Below are 20,469 nucleotides of genomic sequence, written 5' to 3' on the forward strand. Positions count from 1 at the left end.
GACGAAGATCCAAAGTATGCGGACATCCTGTTTTCACCGGCTTATTATTTTTGTAAGCGGCCGGCGGACCTGCAATCAGCAAGATTTATTATACCTGCTTTTCGCGCATTTATCAAGAGAATGAAAAACAGGAAAAAGTCCCATACTAGACATAAGCTGACGAAATACGGCGGCGCGCCTGCAGCCCCATGAAATACAGGAAAAACAGAAAGGATTTGCTATGGAGCCTCAGAAAATAAAAAGGCGGCGGCTGACCGCCGGTCTGGATGAAAATATCGCCCTGCTGAAGGAGATCTTCGGTCAAGATACCACCATAAAAATACGGGTCTTTGAAAATCAGAAAAATCCCCGCGTCCGGTGCTGCATCGTCTTTGTAGACGGAATGATCAACAATGTGCTGATCAACGAGCATATCATCGAGCCTATCATGCTGAATAAATTTCTGCACAAGACCGATCATCTGCTCACTGATCTGAGAGAAAAGGTGCTCTTTACCAACGATATTTTTCCCCTGCGTGAGATCGACGCCATGATGTCGGAGCTGCTCTCCGGAAATACTCTGCTGTTGGCCGACGGTTTTTCCGAGGTCCTGGTTCTCTCCACCAGAGGCTGGTCCATCCGCTCCATATCAGAGCCCGCGGCGGAAAAAGTACTGCAGGGGCCCCGGGAAGGATTCACCGAAGCGCTTATCATCAATCTGTCTCTGCTGCGCCGAAAGATATGCAGCCCGGACCTGCAGTATGAATTTATGACCGTGGGCAGGCAGTCAGGGACAAAGATCGCGCTGGCCTATATCAAAGGCATCGCCAATGAGAGGATCGTCAAAGAGATGAAACGGCGCCTGAAGCGCGTCGATATCGACAGCATCCTCGACACGAACTACATCGAGGAGATCATCAAGGACGCGCCCAATTCGCCCTTCAAGACCACAGGCTCCACCGAGCGGCCCGATATCGTTGCCGCAAAGCTCTTTGAAGGCCGGGTGGCAGTTCTCGTGGACGGAACGCCGGTGGTGCTCACCGCGCCCTTCTTCTTCATCGAATACTTTCAGTCCAACGACGACTATTACAGCAACTTTTACGTGGGTACCTTCGGGCGGTGGCTGCGTATCCTGGGCTTCTGCATGACTCTGAGCCTGCCCGCCGTCTATCTGGCGCTGGTCACCTTCCATCAGGACCTGCTTCCCACCCGATTCCTTCTGAATCTCTCAGAAGCGCGGCTGGGTCTGCCCTTTCCGACGCTGTTCGAGATGATACTGCTCATCCTCGTCTTCGAACTCATCCGGGAAGGCGGATCAAAGGTGCCTGCCAATTTCGGTCAGACGCTCTCCATCGTAGGCGGCCTGGTCCTTGGACAGGCGGCGGTGGAGGCCAAACTGGTCAGCATACCGGTGGTCATCATCATTGCATTCACCGGCGTGACGGGCCTCATGATCCCCCAGCTCAAAAGCCCCATCATCTTCATGCGGCTGGCCTGGCTGATCCTGGCCTCTGTTCTGGGTTTTCCGGGATTTATGCTGGGCGTCATCGCCCTTCTCATCCACCTGTCGTCCCTGAAAACCTTCGGCATTCCCTACACGTCAAGTCTTTCAAAGACATTCGCGGAGGAATGTCAGGACACCTTTATCAGGTCTCCCTGGCGCAGAATGCTGGTTCGGCCCTCTTATATTTCGCCATATAACCATACCCGTCAGGTCCCGCAGGAAAAATCTCAGGGCAATGTGAAAGAAAAGGCCGAAGCAAAAGAACGTTAAAGACGCGAGAGGAGGAATCGATCGATGAAATCATATGCTATGCCGTTTCCGGAGGCAGAAAAGTCTTCGCCGGGACGGCTTTTCCGACGTTTGACCGCTGTTTTGATCCTGATCTCCATTCCCGCTGTCTTCTCCGGATGCGCGGAGGTCAAGGAGATCAACGACATGGCTATCCTGTCCGGCATGTCCGTGGATGTGGACGCCTCCGGACGCTGGGAGATCACGGCGGAAGTGGTCAATAAGACCGCTGACGCCTCTCCCGAGGAGACGCGCCGGGTCATCAGATCCAACGGCTCCACTCTGGGCGACGCCCTGGAAAATCTAAATTTCCAGGACAGCCGTCAGATCTATTTCAGTCACGCCAAAACGCTGGTGCTGAGCCGGTATCTGGCGGAGACCCAGGGCGTGGGACCGGTGGCGGATTATGTGATGAGAAACTACAAGACCCGCCTGTCCATGGATCTGCTCGTATCAGATCTGCCTGACGCCTCTGCTGTGGCGGATCTGTCCTCTTCTTCTTCCGGTCTCATCTATTATGATCTGGAGGAACTGGTCAAGACAGACCGGCAATACGGCGCCTGTTCGCCCACTAAGGTCTACCAGGCGGTCAATCTACTGAAAGAAAGCGGTGCGGATCTGACCATTCCGCTGATCTCCCAGCGGGATGACCGAGCCTGTCTGGCGGGCACCGCCGTATTCAGCGGCGACCGCATGACGGGAAGTCTGGACCAGGATGAGACCCTGTACCTGCAGCTGCTGCAGGATCATCTGGAAAATGCTCATCTGGTCCTTCCGGAGGAAAATATGACCTTCCAGGTCATGGATGCCGACGCTTCTTTCCGGCCTGTGGTCTCCGGCGGAAAACCGGCGCTGAACGTAGATCTGAAGCTGTCCTGTACCCTGTCGCAGGCAGGCAGGACCGTGACGCGGGAAGATACGGAGACCCTGTCCGAAAAGCTCTCGCAGCTTGTTCGATCCCGCTGCAGCGCGCTGATCACAAAAGCGCAGCTCTGGGATGCGGATATTTTCGGTTTCGGAAAATCCATGGGCGGTCTCACTTATGACTTTTCTGCTCTGCCCGTGACGGTAAACTGTGAAATCAATCTGAAATTGGGGGAGGTACACCGATGAACGATGAACAATTTGAAGCTGCCATAGAAGAGCAGCAGCCCAAGTATCAGGAATACCTGGCATTTGTGTATTTTCTCAGCTCGGTCTTTTTTTTGGGAGCTCTGATCCCGTTTCACCGCATGATCTGGGCGGGGATCCTTCTGGGCGCGTTTCTGGCTCTGCCTTTCCTCTACGGCGTTCACAAACTGATCGCGCGGTACGGAACGGGAAAAAGCCTGCTGCTTCTGGCCGGACTCCTTTCCTGCGGCCTGTGTGCGGTGACGCTGTACTGTCTGTCTGATTTTCTGGCCTTCTGCGCACTGCAGGAACTGCCCGTCTGGTTCTTTCCGGCGGCGTTTCTCCTCTGCTGTGTCTACGGGGCGGTGCGGGACATTTATGTGCTGGAACGTTTCTCCAAGCTCTGCGGTCCGGTGGTTCTGGCGCTGCTTTTTCTGGCTGTGTGCTCCGGCATATCGAAGGTGCGCCTGTCTCTCTCCTACGGATTTTTCGCCTGGAGAGATTTTCTGGCGCCTTCGTTTTCGGCCTTTCTGGCCGGGACAGTCTTTTTCGCAGTCCTCTTCTTCGCAGAGGGGCTGGTGCTCCTGACTATCATGAACGCCAAAAGAAAAACCCCCGCCGTATTCAAAGATACGGTCAGAGGCTTTTTGCTCAGCGCATTTTTCCTGGCGGCTGCTTATCTGGTCACGGTGCTGGCGCTGGGACCGGACGTATTTGAAATGCTTACCTATCCCATATATTATCCGCCCGGGCTCACCGGGACCGCTGAATATCTGGAACGCATCGAGGTGATCCTGCTGGCGGTGTTCATTCTCTCCGAGTTCGTAAAGACCGCGGTCTGTCTGCTCACGATCAAGGAGAGCCTGCTGGCTATAAGTCGCCGAACCAGCATGCAGACGCAATGATCATCCCTCCGCCTGCGATCAGATAGATGCCCGCCAGCATGATCAGCATGGATGTTCCCACAAAGGGCATGCCGATCATCGCCACCGCAAAAGCCAGATGGACCAGCCCGAAGCCCGCAGCGGATCCCGCCGGCAGTCCGGCCGCCCTGCGGGCTTTTGCCGCGGAGAATCGATCCAGAGCAAAGAGCAGCGCAAACAGCCCGATAACAACGGAGATAAAGCTGATGGTGATCCGCGTGTTAAAGAGAATGTAGACTCCGCATACCAGCAGGAGCGCGGAAGATGCGATCCTGAAAGCAGCGTGAGGTCCCTCGTTTCTGTTGACCACCGCAGCGATGGTCTTAAATCCGCCCCAGGCCGTCACCAGAGCTCCGATGATGGAAGCCAGAATGTTGACGATGAGGCCGGGAAAGATCAGGAGCACGGCTCCCACGGCGATCATCGCGATCCCCAGTGTGATCCCCAAATTTTTCAATTGCTTAAAACCGTCCATAATTCTCCTTTCCCCGCCGCGCTCCGCGGCGGGCGTTCGGCGGCCGGACCTGCCGCCTCCTCACCGATACCCTTCATGCGATGGCGAATGCGATCATCCGATACGGAATAAAACAGCCACTGATGAAACAGGCGTTTTTTCAGTGGCTGTTTGTCATTCATTTAAAATACAGGTACGACAGCGCCCTTATAGGTATCTTCTATGAACGCCTTTACCTTGTCTGTCTTCAGCGCGTTGATCAGAGCCTGAACGCCCGGGTTATCCTCGTTTCCGGCCTTCACGCAGATAATGTTGGCATAAGTTTCCGCACCCAGCGAATCGGCGCCCTCGCTGGCGATGGAATCTTCGGCTACATTCAGACCGGCCTGCAGCGCATTGTTGCCGTTGATAACGCCGAATGCCACATCGGGCAGATTCTTGGCGATCATCTCGGCTGCCAGCTCGACGATATCCAGATTCTTGGGATTTTCCACGATATCGTTCTTCGTGGCGGTGAGTCCCGCTCCTTCTCTCAGCTTGATCAGTCCCTGATCCTCCAGCAGCAGAAGCGCTCTGGCTTCGTTGGAGGTATCGTTGGGTACGGCGATGGCGTCTCCATCTTCCAGCTGATCCAGAGTCTCTCTGGTTCCCGGATAGATGCCGAAGGGTTCATAGTGAATGTAGGCCAGCGCCACCAGATCCGTTCCCTGCTCCGCGTTGAACTGATTCATGTAGGGTTCGTGCTGGAAGTAGTTGGCGTCCAGGGAGCCGTCGTTCACTTCCTGGTTGGGCAGCACATAATCGCTGAATTCCTTGATCTGCAGATCAAAACCCTGAGCCTTCATGTCATCCTTTACCGCGTTGAGTATCTCGGCGTGAGGTGTGACCGACGCGCCTACCGTGACCTTTGTCAGATCAGCGGACTGACCGTCTCCGCCGTCATTTCCGCTGTCCCCGCCGCATCCTGCCAGCAGAGCTGCGGACAAGAGCAGTACGGACGCCGTGGCCGCGGCTAAAATCTTTTTCGTCTTCATAATGCTTCCTCCTGTTTTTTCATTAATATATGAATAAAAGGTTCGATCATCCGATGTTCCTTTTATCGACGCGTTTCGTCAGGCGGTTTCCGACCTCCTGCATGATCTGTACGATGATGACCAGAAGGATCACGGAGACTACCAGCACGGGGAAGATCCACCTGTTGTACCCATACTTTACAGCAATGTCGCCCAGACCGCCGCTGGCCATAAATCCGGCCATAGCCGAGTAGCCCAGAATGGTAGTGCTGGCGATGGTACAGCCGTTGACCAGAGACGGAAGCGCCTCCGGAAGCATGACCTTCCAAAGCACGGTCCCCGGAGAAGCGCCCATGCTGAAGGCCGCCTCGATCACTCCTCCGTCCACTTCCTGAAGCGACTGTTCCACCAGCCGTGCCACAAAGGGCGCTGCTGCGATCAGCAGAGCCACCATGGCCGCCGTGGGGCCGTACGCCTTGCCGACGATGATGCGGATCGTCGGCATCAGGATGATAAATAAGATCAAAAACGGCACGGAACGCAGGATGTTCACGACAAAGTTCAGCGCACCGTTCAGTTTGGGCATGGGATGCATGCCCTTTCTGTCAGTCATGATCAGCAGCATTCCCGTAGGAAGCCCGATCACATAGGCCAGCACTGTCGATCCGATGACCATGTAAAAGGTCTCAAGAATGCCCCAGCCGATCATTTTTATGACCGTCTCGTTAAACGGGACGAGAAAGTTTTCAATCATCTGCGCTCACCTCCTCCACAGAAACGTTTTGGCCGCTCAGGTATTCCAGCATTTTGCCGGCGGTGCTCTCATCCTCAGGAAGCTGAATGATCATCTGCCCGTAAGCTCTGCCTTCTATATTCTTTGTGTCGGCGAACATGATATTAACAGGCGCCTTACAGTGGAGCACCATACTTCCGATCACCGGCTCATAGGATGAGTTTCCGTCGAAGACGATGCGGATACTCTTGCCCGGCCGGCCGCCGAAATCGATCTTATTTCCTTCCGGATTGACGAGCCGCTGAGCGGAGGCCGTCTTGGGATGGGCGAATATTTCCGCTACCCTGCCTGATTCCGCGATCTGGCTGTTATCTATGATCGCCACCTGAGAGCATACTTCCTCGATGACGCTCATCTCATGGGTGATGATCACAATGGTGATACCCAGCTTCCGATTGATATCTTTCAGCAGTGTCAGGATCGCTCTGGTCGTCTTGGGATCCAGGGCGCTGGTGGCCTCGTCGCAGAGCAGAACGCTGGGACTTGTAGCCAGCGCTCTGGCGATAGCCACGCGCTGTTTCTGACCGCCGGACAGCTGCGACGGATAGACGTCGCGCTTGTCGGAAAGGTCCACGATCTCCAGCAGCTCGTCCACCCGTTTTTTCTGACTCGCTTTATCCACGCCTGCGATCTCCATGGGAAAGCAGATATTCTTCTCTACGGTGCGCTGCATCATCAGATTGAACTGCTGAAATATCATCCCGATATTCTGCCGCGCTTTGCCCAGTTCTCTGGTGTTCAAAGTGCCTAGATCCACACCGTCCACAAAGACATGGCCGGCGGTGGGCCGTTCCAAAAAATTCATACAGCGGACCAGAGTACTCTTACCCGCTCCGCTCAGACCGATGATCCCATATATCTCGCCTTTGTCTATCGTGAGATTGATATCGCGCAGAGCCTGAACTTCAGCATTTTTCGTCTTGTAGATCTTGTCCAGACCGCGTATCTCAATGATCGGCTGATTCTCCAAAAGTATTCTCCCTCTTTTCTGTGCCAGGTCTCGGCTGCATTTTGCCTGCATTAGTTAAATATTATACCCTTTTTAAGGTATTTCGTCAATGTAAATGCAGGCTTTCCCGAGTTTTGCAAAGAACCCCGGCCCAGTCCCGGCCTCGGAGCGCTATATCTCCCGCTCCCAGCGGCTGAACAGGCGGAGCAGGGCCCCGGTGCCCATGGCTTTTTTCTCCAGCTCCTGAGCGAGCTTCTGGGCAAATCGGTCCGCTCCCAATCCGGGAAAGGCTTCATCCAGCTCATTCATAAGCCCCTGTATCCGCAGCGAAAAAGGCATGTGGGCTGGGGAGCCATGGGGAATATATGCCAGCGCCGGCCGCCCTGCAGCCGACAGGAAAATATTTTCGCAGCCATACCGAATGCCGTCCGTATTCAGGAGAAAATCCTGAGCCTCCTCTTCTCCTTCCGCCAGCTGCCTTGCCAGCGATACCGAGGCCCACAGCAGCGAGCCGCCCCGGCGCGCCTTTTCTTCAAAACAGCCAAGCAGTGAACGATGATCCGTGTCGTCGTAGTATGCTGTGAGCTTATCGCCATGCCGTAAAAACCGGGTGGGCAGGAAAAAAGAACACCTGCCCGCTTCCAGCGCTTCCCGGACATAACCGCCCTCATCTTCCCATCTCAAAGCAAAAAAACTCCGTCCGCCCTGTTCAAATCTCGTACCTTCACAGATCAACCCGCTTCTCCTCCCTCCGTTTGCATGCCCTTTGGCCCTTTGCCGCGGGCGGCCCTCAATAACCGCCGCATCTGGCGCAGGGCAGATACCCCCGGTCTTCCGCCTCGTCCCGCTCCATGATCACGAAGTAACGATCCACCGCCCGGCAGGTCCTCCTGTGATAGACCCTCCCAGTCTCCGAAAAACAATAGGCGCTGCCGCCGCTTTTCAGCTCCGACGCGCGGCACATCCCGCAGGGTCCATACTGCTTCCTCAGTCTGTCTGTAACGATCCTCCGCACAGGCGACGGCGTTACGATGGGACAGGATTCCTTATCCTCCTCCATGTCTTCCCGGGAGGCCGGCGGCGTCTCCCGCCGATCCCCGGCTCCGGCAAAGGCCCTCCAGACCAGATGTTCCCTGCCCGTCAGCTCTTTCCGCGCCGCCCTCGGCAGGGGCACGGCCCCACGGTACCTAACCGTGGCGGCGATCAAATGATCCCGCCCGTCAGCCTCGTAGAGATATCGAAAATTCTCCAGTTCGATCTCATCTTCTTTCATGTCCAGCTCCCGGGCCAGTTGTGTCTGTACGCCGGCTCGGTAGAGCTGCCGGGACGCCAGCCCTGCCAGCGCGCCATAGCCTTCCCACAGCTCATTCTCTGCCGCCGGGCTATCCGCACCTTCCAGTCCGGCTCCGTTGTCGCCCGGTTTTCCCGCCTGTCCGGCTCCCGGACTGTTCTGAAGGGCGCTGTACGCCGCCACGGAAGTCAGCCTGCCCTGATTCAGCATGGCGTGCAGGACCGTCTCCTCTGTACCTGCATGCCGGATCAGCAGTCCCAGCGTCAGCACTGCGATGAGAAACACCGGCAGGAAAACGGCTGCTTCCACCATCAGCGATCCCCGCTTTTCAGTAGCTCTGATTCTTCTCAATGGCATACCCTCCTGAGATCAGCCGCGGCGCCAGCAGCCCAGTCCTGCGCACGAACACGGTCCTGCAGTAAAAGCCTCCGCAATAATTTTCCAGGCGAAACTCTCTGTCGCAGCGCAGGCGCATATTGAGCTGGATCAGATCCATCAGCCGCACCAGCCGCGCTTCCCGGCTCTGGATCATCAGAAATAGTTGCAGATAATCCCGGTAGCTTCCCCTTCCTTTGCCTGCCTGGTTACCCGCACCTTCTGCGCTTTCCCCTTTTTCCCCTATGTCCGGCTTGCCCGCCGCCCCCGCGGCTGCATCGATTCCCTCATCACTTGCCGTCAGCAGAGAATCCAGGCTCAGTTTCCAATCCTCCGGCTTTTTGATGAAAGGCACCGCCCGTCCTGCCAGCAGATCGTTTACATCCGTCACGGTCTCCGCTCCCGCCCATACCGCGGCGATCAGCAGCTGGACAAAGGGGGCGCCTGGCCCCGGCGCCACGGCCAGGGCCATATCCATCGTCATCCGACGCTTTGCAGGATCCTGATAGATATGAGCTAAATTCAGACTTTCCCGCAGACTGTAGAGATAGAGCCTGATCTGCTTCAGATTTTTCCCGTCCCCCAGGTGCCCGCAGAGAATGTATTCTATCTCGTTGCGAAAAAAAGTTTCCCTGGCCGGGCCGTTCACATAATCTGCGCAGTGCTCACTTATGTATCCGTTGAGATACACGCTGTTTCTCCCTTCCGCCAGGATCTCTCCCATACTTCCTTTCAAAACAGAGGTCAGATCAGCCGTCTTTCTGTAATCAACCAGTGAAGAAGGCAGCGCCGCTATCTCCTGCGCATTTTGAAGCTCCCGCTGGGGAGGACCGCCGGCGGCCGTTGGAGTCCAGCCGTCGCGGTCTTTGCGCTGGAGACCGATGAGATCGGAGAGACGCCGTCCGGCCTGTTCCCTCTTTCTGCGCGCCGCTCTGTCCTCATCGGATTCTTCCTCGTCCTCCCGGCTTTCTCTGTCCGCCTGCTCCTGTTCTTCCCGCGCCCGGCGCGCTTCCTCATTCCTGCGGCGCTCCAGTTCCGCCGCCTCCGCGCTTCCGCTCAGCCCGGAACGCATCTCCTCCTCTTCGCCTGCCAGATCAAGGCCGGAAAACAGCGCCCTGTATTTCATATAGTCCAAGATCTGGCCCTCCAGCACGTCCGGCCGGATCAGCAGATATTCCGAGGCGTCCGTCTGCAGTTCGGAAAGGGAGAGACTCACCAGTTCCAGAGGCGCTTCCCCGCCGCCATGCCCCGCAGCCTTTCCCGGGTCATGGCGGAGAGATTCTTCGATGAAATATCTCAGATCGTCCTCGATGTTCTCCTCATACGCCTCCAGTCCAAACAGCCCGTATTCTTCTTTCAGTTCCCGATGGTAGGCGGACAGCGCGGACCTTCCGGCCAGATCCGCCAGCCCTTCGCTCATGCTCCGCGCAGCAGATGAACAGGCCCCCTCGAATAGGACCGCCGTAACCCCCAATACTGCAGTCAGGATCAATGTGAGGAAAACGGCCGACGCCCCTCTCTTTCTTTTCATTCTTCCCCCTTCTCCGTCTTCAGTTCCCGCAGCCAGTCATCGTTTCGCACCCACTGCGCCTCATCCACCCCAAAATACCAGCAGGCCCGCTCGGTCCTGATCTCTCCCCGGTACAGTCCCCATCTGCCATAGTCCCTGCAGAATCTAAGTTTCAGGGACGGCGGAATACTCAGACCGTTATAGCTGCCCTCAAACTGCGGATCATCCGGATGGCCGGCGACGTCCCCCCGCCCTTTTTCTCTGTCCTCTGAAGCCCCGAACTTGAGAACCTGTTCCGCCTCTTCTTCCAGCATTGAGCCGATCTCCCCCTGGCGCAGCACAGTATCGTAAAGTCCGTCGAAGCCGTTCTCTCCCGGACGGAGCACCGTGGCGCTGAGGATCCCCGCGCTGTTTCTCAGAGCCCGGTGAGCGGCGCTTCGGGCCGCCGTCTGTCCATAAAATACAGTCAGAAGCCATATCGCCGTGAGCACGGCCAAAATGACCAGCGGCAGAACCAGAGCCGCCTCCACCAGCGCGCTTCCTCTCCGATTCCTGCCGGACCGGGTCTTAAAAACCACTGTTGGTCAGGCCGTCGAACGTGTTCGTCACAAATTCGCCGATCCTGTCCTTGAAGATCAGCCCCAGTCCCACGGCGATAGCCACCAGTATAGCCACCTGTACCATCTCCATCCCCTTTTTATTGCCGATGTGCAGTCTGTTCCGTGCGTATCTCATATCTTTTCCTCCTCGGATCCCTCTGTTTCTCTGATCCCGCGATCTGCCGCCGCAGGATACTGCAAGCGTTATACTTCAAACATGACCGGGGCCACCGCGATGAGGATCAGGATGAGCAGGAGGATCATCAGCGGGAAGCTGAGTTTAGTATCCGCCAGCCGTCCCAGTTCCTCCGCCCGTTTCCTCTGTCCGCTTCTCAGCAGGCATGCCTCCCGCTCCAGCTTTTCCGCCAGGCTGCTGCCCTTGTCCACGTTGTCTGCAACGATAGACGCAAAGCGGATCAACTCCCTGATTCCGGTCCCCTGCGCAAATATCATGAGTTCGCCCGTGAAAGAAGCATTGGTCCTTCTCACCCGATCTGCGATGCGGGAAAGTTCGCTGAAAAGCGGACTGTCTTCGCCGGATGAGCCATCCCCGGCGGACTCCGCAGCTTCTGCCAGCGCTGCGCTGACCACCATCCCGGCGTTCAGCAAAAGCACCATCTGATCGACCAGATCAGGAAATTCTCTGCGCATAGTCTCCCGCCGGCCTCTGCTCTCTTTTTCCAAAGCCGCGTAGCGGCGCCGATACAGGATCAGGCAGGCGGCGATCCCCAGTACTGGGACCGCGCCTGTATTTCTATTTTTCTTTTCCGGCATCCACCGCACCGTCGCTCCGTCGCCCAGTGAGGAAGGCAGCTTCAGCGATTCCTCGTTTCTCTGTCCGGCGGCCAGTGTCAGCGCCTGATCCATCCTGTGGATCAAACTCTCTCTGCAGGACGCTTCTTCAGCAGGCGGCTGCAGCCGTACATTCAGGCAGACCTGGCGCCTGGCTTCCCCAAGCTGAAGCTCCGCCTTCAGCGCCACATCCTCCGGACCCTTCAATCCGATGGGGTCCACGGAACCGTCGCTGTCCACACGCTTGGGATCCGCAGAAAACCAGCGCAGCGCCGCCCCGGTGTCCGGGTCCCTTCGGATCAGATCCAGCGAGCTGTTTACATAATCAAGACTTTCGTTTTCTTTTCTGATCATATGAGGAAGTCTGTCCTCCAGCTCCGCCAGGGCCCGCTCTTTTTCTACCGCGTCAGGCTCCCTTGCGGCCACGCGCACCGCGGTCTTTTCAGTAAAGATCTTGCCGCTCCAACGCAGCTCCGCTTTCAGCGGCAGCGTGTATGCCTTTTCCCCCGGAGAGGGTCTGTCTATAGTCCCGTAAAAAGGTTCCGCCGGATCAGCCGTCAGAGCCGCAAGACACAGTGTCAGACAGACCGCGCTCACCGTCAGATACGAGGCAAAAAGCTTTTTTCGCTCCCTCTGTATCCGTTCCTCTTCCAGACCGGGAAAGAAGGAGTTCCCAAACCAGCATCGAAATCGAGCCGTCCATTCTTCATGCTTCCCCAGAAGCCAGTCGGGGGCCCGGCTGTACCAATAATAAAATATTCGCTTAGGTATATCGTTTTGTTTTTTCTTCATTTTCCTGCAGACCTCCTACACACTGATCTCCGTGATCTTTCTGCTGATGTGGTACGACAGTGCGATCCCGGACAGGGCCGCCGTCATCACCGCCCTGCCGGCCATGCCGCCATACAGCACCGCCAGATAATCCGGCGACAGCAGATTCAGGATCAACACCATTCCCACCGGCATGAGAGCGAGAATGTTCGCCTCCAGTCTCTTCTGCGCCGTCACCATCCGTATCTCCTGTCTGACGGCTATCTTCTCCATGAGCAGCGTCGAGGTCTTTCCGATGATCCTCTCCATGTCGCCCCCGCTCCTCCTGCAGATACAGCAGATCCGCACGAATTGACTGACTTCGGGGATGTGGCTGCGAAGGGCGAAATCCCGCAGAAGCTCTTCCGGCGGCTGACGGCTCTCCCGTATGCCGCGGACCATTCCGTCCACTTCCCGGTAGATCAGTGAGTCCGTTCCGTAACTTACTTCCAACTGTTCCCTCGCATCTTCAAAAGCTTCCTGCAGCTGTCTCCCCGCAGAGACGGAAGCCGAGAGAGCGTAGAGCAGATCCCGGAACTGTGCGGTCAGCGCTTCCCTGCGTTTTTCCGCCAGATGCGACTGCCAGCGGCGCCGCAGAGGGATCGAAAGAAAAGCCAGACATGCAGATAAGATCAAATTTTTATAAAACAGGATTCCTATCAAAAATAAGGAAATCATTGATGCAAAAAAATACCGGCGTTTTTCCCTGGCGTTCAGCGTGTACGTATTATAATCCGGCTTCCCCGGGTTTCCCGGTTTCTTTAGGTCTTCCGGCTTTTCCTCCGCTCCATTTTCCCGGATCCCTCCGATCCGGCTTTCCTGCCGATGAGCCCGGAAAACTTTGCGGCTGCTTTTGAATATACTCACAGCGTTATCCCCCTCATCCTCAGCTTTTCCGTATTGGTCAGAACGTTTTCCGCCGCCTCCAGCCCTTTTCCGGGAGCGTAGCGGTAAAGAGATCTGGCGACGATCTTTCCGCCCTCGTATCCCGTGATCTCGCTGATCTCCAGCACGCGCCGGCTGCTGTCGGGCAGCCGGCCCATATGTACGATCACATCTACCGCCTCGGCGATCTGTGAGCGGATGGCGTCCACCGGAAAGTCCGCTGCGGAGAGAAACATGGCTTCCATTCGCCGCAGCATACCTTCCGGCGAATTTCCGTGTCCGGTGGAAAGCGAACCGTCGTGTCCCGTGTTCATGGCCTGAAGCATATCCACCACTTCCTCTCCTCTGACTTCCCCCACGATAATGCGGTCCGGTCTCATACGCAGCGACGCGCGGATCAGCTGGCGGATACTGACTTTTCCTTTCCCCTGAACGTTGGCGCTCCGCGTTTCCATCCTTACGATATTTTCGATGTTGCCGATCTGCAGTTCCGCTGAATCTTCTATGACCACCACCCGTTCTTCCCTGGGGATGAAATCGGACAGAACATTTAAAAAGGTCGTTTTTCCGGAACTTGTTCCTCCGCTGATAAAAATATTGTAGCCGCCCACCACCAGCTTCTCCAGAAACTGAGCCGCCTCCTGTGTAATGGATCCCATGCGTATCAGTTCCTCCATGGTGATCCGCTTTTCAGGGAACTTTCTGATCGTGAGGATGGGCCCGTTCAGCGCGATGTTTTTATAGACTGCATTGACTCTGGAGCCATCTGAAAGTCTGGCGTCCACCACCGGTGAAAGCTCGTTGATCTCCCTGTGTACCCCGGCGGCGATCCGGCGGATCAGTTCTTCCAGCTCTTCCGTGCTCTCGAAGTGCTCAGGCACTCTCTCGATCCGTCCGCCCCGTTCGATAAAAATGTGATCCGGACCGTTGACCATGATCTCGCTCACCCGGCCGTCCTCCGCGTAAGGCTGAAGCAGATCGAGCTCGCAGCGCAGTGAGTGGAAAATGCGGTCCACCGTCTGCCGTTTCGCCCGAAAGCTCAGATCCCGGGTACTTTCGTCCATCAGGACTCTCCTCTCGATCTCCAGGTAGACCTCCCCGTCGCTCACGCTCTCTGCAGAACTGTTGATCATGTTTCTGACTTCCTCCAGTATTTTCAGGTTCTTTCCGCCTTCATTCCCCCATGCGCTCCGCAAGGTCCTTCACCTCCCTTCCAATTTGATGGTGGATGTCGATCTCCACCCCGCCTTTTCCGTCCGGCAGAAAACTTTCCTCATCCGTCTCAGGCCGGAGCGAAAATACGGCTTCTTCTCCTATGTTCAGTTCATCGGTCAGCCAGCGTTCCAGCAGCCCAGCCCGAAAGACCGAATAAGGCCGGCTGTCGCTGACCAGGACCAGCGAGACACAGCTGCGGATAAGAAAGACTGCTTCCTCCCCCGTCACGGCAGAAGGAAGGTCTAAAACGACGCGGTCAAACCGTCCTCCGCAGATCAGCTCCTGAAACAGAATAACGAGTTCCTTCTCCGAGAGCGCAGCCAGATCGTTGAGGCCGGAGGACGGAAAGAATCCGCACACGCCCCAGGGGTCCTCATACAGATAGGTCTCCGGCCCCGGGGGAGCATAATGACCCACATCAGGCCGCGGCATGTCCATACCTTCCCGGCGGGAAAAGAGGTAGTACAGAAACTCTTCCAGCCTGTGCTCCTCAGACCTCTTTCCTCCGGCGTAGAAAGCGGAAGAGTCCCACTCCTCAAAGCTGAGAAATAATACGCGCTTGCCGTACTCCCGGGACAGCACGCGGGCATAGGCTATGGCTGATACCGTTTTTCCCGTCCCTCCGCTTCCGCTCAGAAAACCGGTCATCCGTACCCCGGTGTCCGGGCCGAATAGAAGGATGCCCTCCCGGTCTCCTTTTCTCTTTCCGCAGACGGAGCGGATGAGAGAGGCCAGCTCAGATACCCGGCCGTATCGGAAGTGAGCGGGCATCTGCGGCAATTCTGTTTCTCTGCCGGTAAGAACGATACAGCGTCCCCGCTCACTAAAGTCCCTTGCCGCAGCGCCTGATCGCACCCCTCCCTCTATTTCCCCGAGGATCAGCACGTCGATCTCCTTCGCATCCGGCGGGCCTGCCGGATGCGATCCCGGCTCATACAGCGCCACTTGGAAATCGGCGTTTTTCAGCGCCAGCTGGCGCGTAAGCGCCGCTCCGTACTCCACATCCTGATCGAATACACCTACTCTCAATTTGGACATAATCCCCCGCCTGTCTTCTGGTTTTCCATTTATTTGATTTTCTTAATATTATTATATTTTACTTATTATGTCAATCATATCTTTTCGACAACTGATTCCCGTTGACACGGCGCAGGAACGCTTTCGCAAAGGAAATTTTTTAAAACATATGGAAATAGCAGCGGACGATATTTTCCATGTATAAAAAACGCGGCTTGAACCGTTTTTCTGCATTGGTCTGCATTGCCGGTTTCAAGCCGCGTTTCTGGCAGGATCAGTTCATGGGAAACTGCTCCCCCGCTTATCTCAGCGAGCCGTTTCCTGACCATCCGCCTCTGCGATCATGCTTTTCAGTTTGCGCAAAGCGTCGTTGAGCCCGCCCACCTCATCGATCAGACCCAAGTCCACCGCTTCCTTTCCATAGAGGATGGTACCCACGTCGTTTGCCATATCGTCAGTGTTGTTCATCAGCTTTATCACCTCGGCCCTGCGGGCGTGGGAGGTCCTCACGATGAAATCTACGATGCGGTCCTGCATTCTGCGGAAGTATTCGTATGTCTGCTCCGCGCCGATCACCATACCGGTGAGACGGATGGGATGCAGCGTCATGGTGGCGCTCTTTGCAATAAACGAATAGCTGCTGGAGGTAGCAAGGGGCACGCCGATACTGTGGCCTCCTCCCAGCACCAGTGAAACCGTGGGCTTTGTCAGCGTGGAGATCAGCTCAGAAATAGCCAGGCCCGCTTCCACATCGCCGCCTACCGTGTTCAGAATGGTCAGCAGCCCTTTGATATTTTTGTTTTCTTCCACGGCCACCAGCTGAGGAATGATATTTTCATACTTCGTGGTCTTATTCTGGGGAGGGAGCACCATATGTCCCTCGATATTTCCGATGATCGTGAGGTATTGAATGTCGCTGTCAAAATTGAAAGCGTTATTGATCACGCCAAAATCATCGATGGTCTGCTTGACCTGATTTTCTTTCTCCGCTTCTCTGTCCAGATTCTCGTCGTCGCGGTCCGGATCGCCGTTTTTATAATCGCTCATCTGCATTCTCCTTTTTTCCATGGTCATAAGGATAGTGTATCCAAAATATATTTGTTAATGTGACGCGGCGTCGAAAACTCCGCCGCTTTTCGCAAGAAAACCTTCCCTGAAAAAAATATGGCCCAAAACGTCCGGCCTGAAGCGAACCGCGCGTCTGCTGACGCCGGCCCGCGTTTTGCAGACATGAATGGAAAGGTAAGAAAAGGAGTGAAAATCATGCGTTTAAGCGATCTTGGCTATAAAGAAATCGTCAATCTGTCAAACGGCTGCCGATACGGCCAGCTGGCCGACTCGGAGCTTCTATTCGATCCCCGACAGGGAAAGATCAAGGCGCTGCTGGTCCCGGAATTCACCGGGCGTTTCCATTTCGGCGGCAGCGAGTTTCTTCAGCTCCCCTGGAACTGCATAAAAAAAATCGGCGAAGACATCATCATCGTCGACGCCGATATTTGATCCTACAGGGAATAACGACCTTTTATTCTGCGGTCTCTACGGCCGGACGGCCGCTGCCGTCCTTCCATCCCGGCTCTCGATCAGGTCCCTCACTACCTTGGAAGCCAGAAGCATGCCCGCCGCCGCCGGCACGAAAGACACGCTGGCCGGCGCGCCGCCTTCCTCCGGGTATTCCGCCCGGCCGGGCTCTTCATCTGAGAAGACCACGCTTACTCCCCTGATCCCCAGCAGACGGAGTTCTTTTCTGATCCGCCTGGCCAGCGGGCAGGTGTGAGTCTTTTCGATGGGCGCGATCCTCAGTCTCTGAGGGTCCAGCTTATTGCCCGTGCCCATGCAGCAGACCACCGGCTTTCCCAGACGGTGCGCCTCCGCGATGAGGACAAGTTTCGCAGGAACGTCGTCGATGGCGTCCACCACATAATCGTAATCTTCCAGATGGAAGGAAGCGATGTTTTCCGCTGTCAGGCGGCAGGGATAGCTGTGCACGGCGGTGGCGGGATTGATCGCTGCGATCCGTTCCTCCATGACTTCGGTCTTCAGACGGCCCACCGTGTTCTGCAGCGCGATGATCTGTCGGTTGATGTTGGTCACATCCACCCGGTCGGAATCCACGATACCGATGGTGCCCACGCCTGTGCGGGCCAGAGCCTCCACGGCAAATCCGCCCACGCCGCCGATCCCGAAGATGACGACGGATGACTGCCGCAGCGTTTCCAGCGCGTCCTCGCCGATGAGCATGCGCGTTCGGTCGTAAACTGTCTTCATTCCGCTCCGCCCTTCCCCCGGGCGTCGGTCTTCTCTCCGGATCTGCCATACTTGAGCAGCGTACGTCCTCCCGCCTTACCATCCGGCATGCCCAGCTGGCCAGCTTCACCTGCGGTGGCGCCGTCGGTGAAGCCCGATCCCGAACTATCCGCAAGGCCCCCGCTCTCCCCGGTCTTGGCCACGATGTTCAAAAACGTCTGTATACGGGAATGCTTCGGATTCACAAAAATATCCTCCGGCGAACCCTCGGCCAGCACCACGCCCTGATCCATAAACAGCACCCGGTCTGAGATCTCTCTGGCGAAATTCATCTCATGAGTGACGATGACCATAGTCATGTGTTCGCTGGCCAGCTGCTTGATCACCTGCAGCACTTCCCCGATCAGCTCCGGATCCAGAGCGGAAGTAGGCTCGTCGAAGAGCATGATCTCCGGCTCCATGGCCAGCGCCCTGGCGATGGCGACCCTCTGCTTCTGTCCCCCCGAAAGCTCGAAAGGATAAGCCGTCTCTTTCTGCGAGAGTCCCACTTTTCTGAGCAGATCCCGGGCGATGACGCAGGCCTCTTCTCTTTTCATCCCTTTTACCGTCATCGGCGCTTCTATAATGTTCTCCAGTACAGACTTGTGCGGAAACAGATTGAAATTCTGAAATACCATTCCCAGCCTGCTGCACACGGACAGGATCTCCTTGTTGGGCAGATAGACCGCCCGGCCCGTGGTCTCGTGCGCCCGGGCGATATGGGTCCCGTCCACTACGATGCTGCCGCTGTCCGCGATCTCCAGATGGTTCATGCAGCGCAGAAGCGTGCTCTTGCCCGATCCGGAGGGCCCGATGATGGAAACGATCTCCCCCTGTTCCACGGAGAGATTGATCCCCTTCAGCACCTCCAGCCTGCCAAACCGTTTACAGAGATTTTCTATCCTGATAACTTCCATTCTACTTCTCCTCCTAGCGGTAATAGGCAAACTTCTTCTCGATCTGCCGGAACACGTTGATGATGACAAAGGTGATCGCCAGATAGATCAGCGCGGCCACCACATAAGATGTAATATCAAAATCCCGGGCAGCGACCACCTTGGCGTTCTTTGTGATGTCCGCAAGCGAGATAACGGAGATCAGCGCCGTATCCTTGATCAGCGTGATGGCTTCATTGCCCAGAGGCGGGATGACCACCTTGACCCCCTGAGGGATGACGATCCGCTTCATGGTCTGACCATAAGTCATTCCCAGCGCCTTTGCAGCCTCATACTGGCCCTTATCGATGGACTGGATGCCGGCCCGGAATATCTCCGTAAAGTACGCGGTATAGTTGATGACAAACGTGACGCAGGCCGCCGTCAGGGCCGGCATGGGATATACGTTCATCAGGCCGAAATAGAAGAAAAAGAGCTGCAGCATCAGCGGCGTGCCCCGAAACAGCCATGTGTACATGTCGATGAGCAGCGACAGCGGTTTGAATTTTGACAGCCGCCCCATGGCGCAGATAATGCCCAGCGGAATCGCGCAGACGATGGTTACGCCGTATACCTTAAACGCGTTGGCCGCGCCTCCCCATATGTAAGGAAGTATTTCCAGAATATAATCCATTTTTCTCTCTCTTTCGTCCGTTATTTCCCGTGGTCCCGCCCGCCGCCCAAAAGCTTCAGACAGGCAGGAAAAAGGCCTCTCGCGAAGCCTTTTCCATCATGCCATAAATTAAGTTCTGTTTCAAGATATTTATCCGCCGGCCGTTACTCGACGACGGTGATCTCATCATTCTCCAGCTTATCCACGTCGCGGATCACCACGTTGGTTCCGAACCACTCGTTGGAGAGCGCCTCGATGCTGCCGTCCTCATAGAGTTCATCCAGAGCATTGTCGATGGCCTCTCTCAGAGCGACCGCACCCTTTCTGCAGCCGATCCCGTAGAGCTCGTCTCCCAGGGTCTCGTCCAGCAGACGATATACGCCGGGGCTCTGTTTGATCATATAGTTGGCTACCACTTTGTCGATAGCCACAGCGTCCACACGCACGGACTGCAGATCCAGCATAGCCTCCGTGAAGTTGTTGAATTCTCTGATCTCAGCCACATTTTCCTGCAGGAATTCGTTCTTGCTGATCGCCGCCAGACCGGAGCTGTCCGTCTGAGACGCAATGATCTTGCCCTTCATATCTTCGATGGTCTGGATATCGGAATCCGCTTTTACCGCGATGACCACCGCGTTATTCAGATAAGGCTTCGTGTATTCGACTTTCTTGTCACGCTTCTGGGTGATCGTGTAGCCGTTCCAGATCACGTCGATGCTGCCGCCTTCCAGCTGCGCTTCCTTGGTGGACCAGTCGATGGGCGTGGCTTCCAGCTCAACGCCGATCTTATCGCACACCAGTCTTGCAAGTTCAATATCAAAACCGGTCAGTTTGCCGTCTTCGTCCACAAAACCCATGGGCGGAAATTCATCGTCGCAGCCCAGCACCAGGGTGCCCTTGGCCTTGATATCCGTCAGGGACGTGTCTTCCGATACGGCATCGCCGCCGCCATTGTCGTCTCCGCTGCCGCAGCCCATGGCGAAAGCGCCCACGATCATGATCAATGCCAGAAGCAAACACAATTTCTTTTTCATTTCAGTCTCTCCTCCTCAAACGTTTCCTGCTGTATTATCTGTGTTCAATCGTTTTCTCTTTGAACCGATATTGCCATTATACTTTAGCACGCTAAAT

The 20,469-nt window shown here is 55.9% G+C and carries 21 protein-coding genes and 1 pseudogene; 4 read left to right on the plus strand and 18 right to left on the minus strand.

The features are described 5' to 3' along the window. Positions 1–220: 220 nt before the first annotated feature. From E0E37_RS15055 to E0E37_RS15065, 3 genes are read left to right on the plus strand one after another with little or no spacing between them, the layout of a single operon-like run. Positions 221–1,753 (plus strand): spore germination protein, encoded by a 1,533-nt coding sequence (locus E0E37_RS15055; RefSeq protein ID WP_130863809.1) that lies wholly within the window; start codon positions 221–223, stop codon positions 1,751–1,753. A 24-nt stretch (positions 1,754–1,777) separates the two neighbouring features. After that, positions 1,778–2,884 (plus strand): Ger(x)C family spore germination protein, encoded by a 1,107-nt coding sequence (locus E0E37_RS15060; RefSeq protein ID WP_130863810.1) that lies wholly within the window; start codon positions 1,778–1,780, stop codon positions 2,882–2,884. Beyond that, positions 2,881–3,786 carry a GerAB/ArcD/ProY family transporter gene (locus tag E0E37_RS15065; RefSeq protein ID WP_130863811.1) on the plus strand — a complete coding sequence of 302 codons (906 nt, stop codon included), beginning with the start codon at positions 2,881–2,883 and terminating at the stop codon, positions 3,784–3,786. The genes E0E37_RS15060 and E0E37_RS15065 overlap by 4 nt, the downstream gene beginning before the upstream one ends. Here the strand turns inward: E0E37_RS15065 and E0E37_RS15070 are convergent. The 14 genes from E0E37_RS15070 to E0E37_RS15135 form a co-directional block, all read right to left on the minus strand. Then, positions 3,752–4,279 (minus strand): HdeD family acid-resistance protein, encoded by a 528-nt coding sequence (locus E0E37_RS15070; protein WP_130863812.1) that lies wholly within the window; start codon positions 4,277–4,279, stop codon positions 3,752–3,754. The two genes, E0E37_RS15065 and E0E37_RS15070, sit on opposite strands and share 35 nt — an antisense overlap. Positions 4,280–4,440: 161 nt before the next feature. Next, on the minus strand, positions 4,441–5,292 hold the full coding sequence (locus E0E37_RS15075) for a MetQ/NlpA family ABC transporter substrate-binding protein (RefSeq protein WP_130863813.1): 852 nt from the start codon (positions 5,290–5,292) through the stop codon (positions 4,441–4,443). A 46-nt stretch (positions 5,293–5,338) separates the two neighbouring features. Next, positions 5,339–6,025 carry a methionine ABC transporter permease gene (locus tag E0E37_RS15080; protein WP_130863814.1) on the minus strand — a complete coding sequence of 229 codons (687 nt, stop codon included), beginning with the start codon at positions 6,023–6,025 and terminating at the stop codon, positions 5,339–5,341. Continuing rightward, positions 6,018–7,034, minus strand: a complete 1,017-nt coding sequence (locus E0E37_RS15085; RefSeq protein ID WP_246019750.1) for a methionine ABC transporter ATP-binding protein — start codon at positions 7,032–7,034, stop codon at positions 6,018–6,020. Before E0E37_RS15085 ends, E0E37_RS15080 begins: the two co-directional genes overlap by 8 nt. A gap of 150 nt (positions 7,035–7,184) precedes the next feature. Further along, entirely contained in the window at positions 7,185–7,697 is a 513-nt protein-coding gene (locus tag E0E37_RS15090) for a DUF6382 domain-containing protein (RefSeq protein ID WP_130863816.1), read from the minus strand. Positions 7,698–7,803: 106 nt separating this feature from the next. Beyond that, positions 7,804–8,655 carry a hypothetical protein gene (locus E0E37_RS15095; RefSeq protein ID WP_130863817.1) on the minus strand — a complete coding sequence of 284 codons (852 nt, stop codon included), beginning with the start codon at positions 8,653–8,655 and terminating at the stop codon, positions 7,804–7,806. After that, positions 8,633–10,210, minus strand: a complete 1,578-nt coding sequence (locus E0E37_RS15100) for a DUF5702 domain-containing protein (RefSeq protein WP_130863818.1) — start codon at positions 10,208–10,210, stop codon at positions 8,633–8,635. The genes E0E37_RS15095 and E0E37_RS15100 overlap by 23 nt, the downstream gene beginning before the upstream one ends. After that, a complete protein-coding gene (locus E0E37_RS15105; protein ID WP_165445385.1) occupies positions 10,207–10,719 on the minus strand; it encodes a TadE family protein in 513 nt (170 codons plus the stop codon). Before E0E37_RS15105 ends, E0E37_RS15100 begins: the two co-directional genes overlap by 4 nt. 37 nt (positions 10,720–10,756) lie before the next feature. Beyond that, complete coding sequence (locus E0E37_RS15110; RefSeq protein ID WP_130863820.1) at positions 10,757–10,924, minus strand: Flp1 family type IVb pilin; 168 nt, start codon at positions 10,922–10,924, stop codon at positions 10,757–10,759. Positions 10,925–10,992: 68 nt separating this feature from the next. Continuing rightward, a complete protein-coding gene (locus E0E37_RS15115) occupies positions 10,993–12,372 on the minus strand; it encodes a type II secretion system F family protein (protein ID WP_130863821.1) in 1,380 nt (459 codons plus the stop codon). A gap of 15 nt (positions 12,373–12,387) precedes the next feature. Beyond that, positions 12,388–13,257, minus strand: coding sequence for a type II secretion system F family protein (locus E0E37_RS15120; RefSeq protein ID WP_130863822.1), 870 nt, complete (start codon positions 13,255–13,257; stop codon positions 12,388–12,390). Continuing rightward, on the minus strand, positions 13,254–14,471 hold the full coding sequence (locus E0E37_RS15125) for a CpaF family protein (protein ID WP_330548591.1): 1,218 nt from the start codon (positions 14,469–14,471) through the stop codon (positions 13,254–13,256). The genes E0E37_RS15120 and E0E37_RS15125 overlap by 4 nt, the downstream gene beginning before the upstream one ends. Next, a complete protein-coding gene (locus tag E0E37_RS15130; RefSeq protein WP_130863823.1) occupies positions 14,449–15,528 on the minus strand; it encodes a P-loop NTPase family protein in 1,080 nt (359 codons plus the stop codon). Before E0E37_RS15130 ends, E0E37_RS15125 begins: the two co-directional genes overlap by 23 nt. A 285-nt stretch (positions 15,529–15,813) precedes the next feature. Then, positions 15,814–16,554, minus strand: a complete 741-nt coding sequence (locus tag E0E37_RS15135) for a ClpP family protease (protein WP_207302975.1) — start codon at positions 16,552–16,554, stop codon at positions 15,814–15,816. Between the two features lie 216 nt (positions 16,555–16,770). Between E0E37_RS15135 and E0E37_RS15140 the strand changes: the two genes are divergently transcribed. Beyond that, entirely contained in the window at positions 16,771–17,007 is a 237-nt protein-coding gene (locus tag E0E37_RS15140; protein WP_130863824.1) for a YlmC/YmxH family sporulation protein, read from the plus strand. 36 nt (positions 17,008–17,043) lie between these two features. On the opposite strand, the gene E0E37_RS15145 is transcribed toward E0E37_RS15140, so the two are convergent. The 4 genes and pseudogenes from E0E37_RS15145 to E0E37_RS15160 form a co-directional block, all read right to left on the minus strand. Next, positions 17,044–17,772: a tRNA threonylcarbamoyladenosine dehydratase gene (locus tag E0E37_RS15145; RefSeq protein WP_130863825.1), complete on the minus strand. Its 729-nt coding sequence runs from the start codon at positions 17,770–17,772 to the stop codon at positions 17,044–17,046. 185 nt (positions 17,773–17,957) lie between these two features. After that, positions 17,958–18,707, minus strand: a pseudogene (locus tag E0E37_RS15150) (amino acid ABC transporter ATP-binding protein); the annotation flags it as partial. 13 nt (positions 18,708–18,720) lie between these two features. Beyond that, the gene (locus E0E37_RS15155) at positions 18,721–19,359 is read right to left on the minus strand and encodes an amino acid ABC transporter permease (protein ID WP_130863827.1); all 639 of its coding nucleotides are present in this window, start codon (positions 19,357–19,359) and stop codon (positions 18,721–18,723) included. 143 nt (positions 19,360–19,502) lie between these two features. Then, entirely contained in the window at positions 19,503–20,372 is an 870-nt protein-coding gene (locus E0E37_RS15160; protein ID WP_130863828.1) for an amino acid ABC transporter substrate-binding protein, read from the minus strand. Positions 20,373–20,469: the final 97 nt, after the last annotated feature.

This window comes from Bacilliculturomica massiliensis, from assembly GCF_900605495.1.
Taxonomy (GTDB): domain Bacteria; phylum Bacillota; class Clostridia; order Peptostreptococcales; family Anaerovoracaceae; genus Bacilliculturomica; species Bacilliculturomica massiliensis.

Excerpts from the sequence above, each read along its gene's own strand:
- E0E37_RS15055 (WP_130863809.1), top strand. The coding sequence starts at position 221 with ATGGAGCCTCAGAAAATAAAAAGGCGGCGGCTGACCGCCGGTCTGGAT.
- E0E37_RS15060 (WP_130863810.1), top strand. The coding sequence starts at position 1,778 with ATGAAATCATATGCTATGCCGTTTCCGGAGGCAGAAAAGTCTTCGCCG.
- E0E37_RS15065 (WP_130863811.1), top strand. The coding sequence starts at position 2,881 with ATGAACGATGAACAATTTGAAGCTGCCATAGAAGAGCAGCAGCCCAAG.
- E0E37_RS15070 (WP_130863812.1), bottom strand. The coding sequence starts at position 4,279 with ATGGACGGTTTTAAGCAATTGAAAAATTTGGGGATCACACTGGGGATC.
- E0E37_RS15075 (WP_130863813.1), bottom strand. The coding sequence starts at position 5,292 with ATGAAGACGAAAAAGATTTTAGCCGCGGCCACGGCGTCCGTACTGCTC.
- E0E37_RS15080 (WP_130863814.1), bottom strand. The coding sequence starts at position 6,025 with ATGATTGAAAACTTTCTCGTCCCGTTTAACGAGACGGTCATAAAAATG.
- E0E37_RS15100 (WP_130863818.1), bottom strand. The coding sequence starts at position 10,210 with ATGAAAAGAAAGAGAGGGGCGTCGGCCGTTTTCCTCACATTGATCCTG.
- E0E37_RS15110 (WP_130863820.1), bottom strand. The coding sequence starts at position 10,924 with ATGAGATACGCACGGAACAGACTGCACATCGGCAATAAAAAGGGGATG.
- E0E37_RS15115 (WP_130863821.1), bottom strand. The coding sequence starts at position 12,372 with ATGAAGAAAAAACAAAACGATATACCTAAGCGAATATTTTATTATTGG.
- E0E37_RS15130 (WP_130863823.1), bottom strand. The coding sequence starts at position 15,528 with ATGTCCAAATTGAGAGTAGGTGTATTCGATCAGGATGTGGAGTACGGA.
- E0E37_RS15135 (WP_207302975.1), bottom strand. The coding sequence starts at position 16,554 with ATGAGCGATTATAAAAACGGCGATCCGGACCGCGACGACGAGAATCTG.
- E0E37_RS15140 (WP_130863824.1), top strand. The coding sequence starts at position 16,771 with ATGCGTTTAAGCGATCTTGGCTATAAAGAAATCGTCAATCTGTCAAAC.
- E0E37_RS15145 (WP_130863825.1), bottom strand. The coding sequence starts at position 17,772 with ATGAAGACAGTTTACGACCGAACGCGCATGCTCATCGGCGAGGACGCG.
- E0E37_RS15155 (WP_130863827.1), bottom strand. The coding sequence starts at position 19,359 with ATGGATTATATTCTGGAAATACTTCCTTACATATGGGGAGGCGCGGCC.
- E0E37_RS15160 (WP_130863828.1), bottom strand. The coding sequence starts at position 20,372 with ATGAAAAAGAAATTGTGTTTGCTTCTGGCATTGATCATGATCGTGGGC.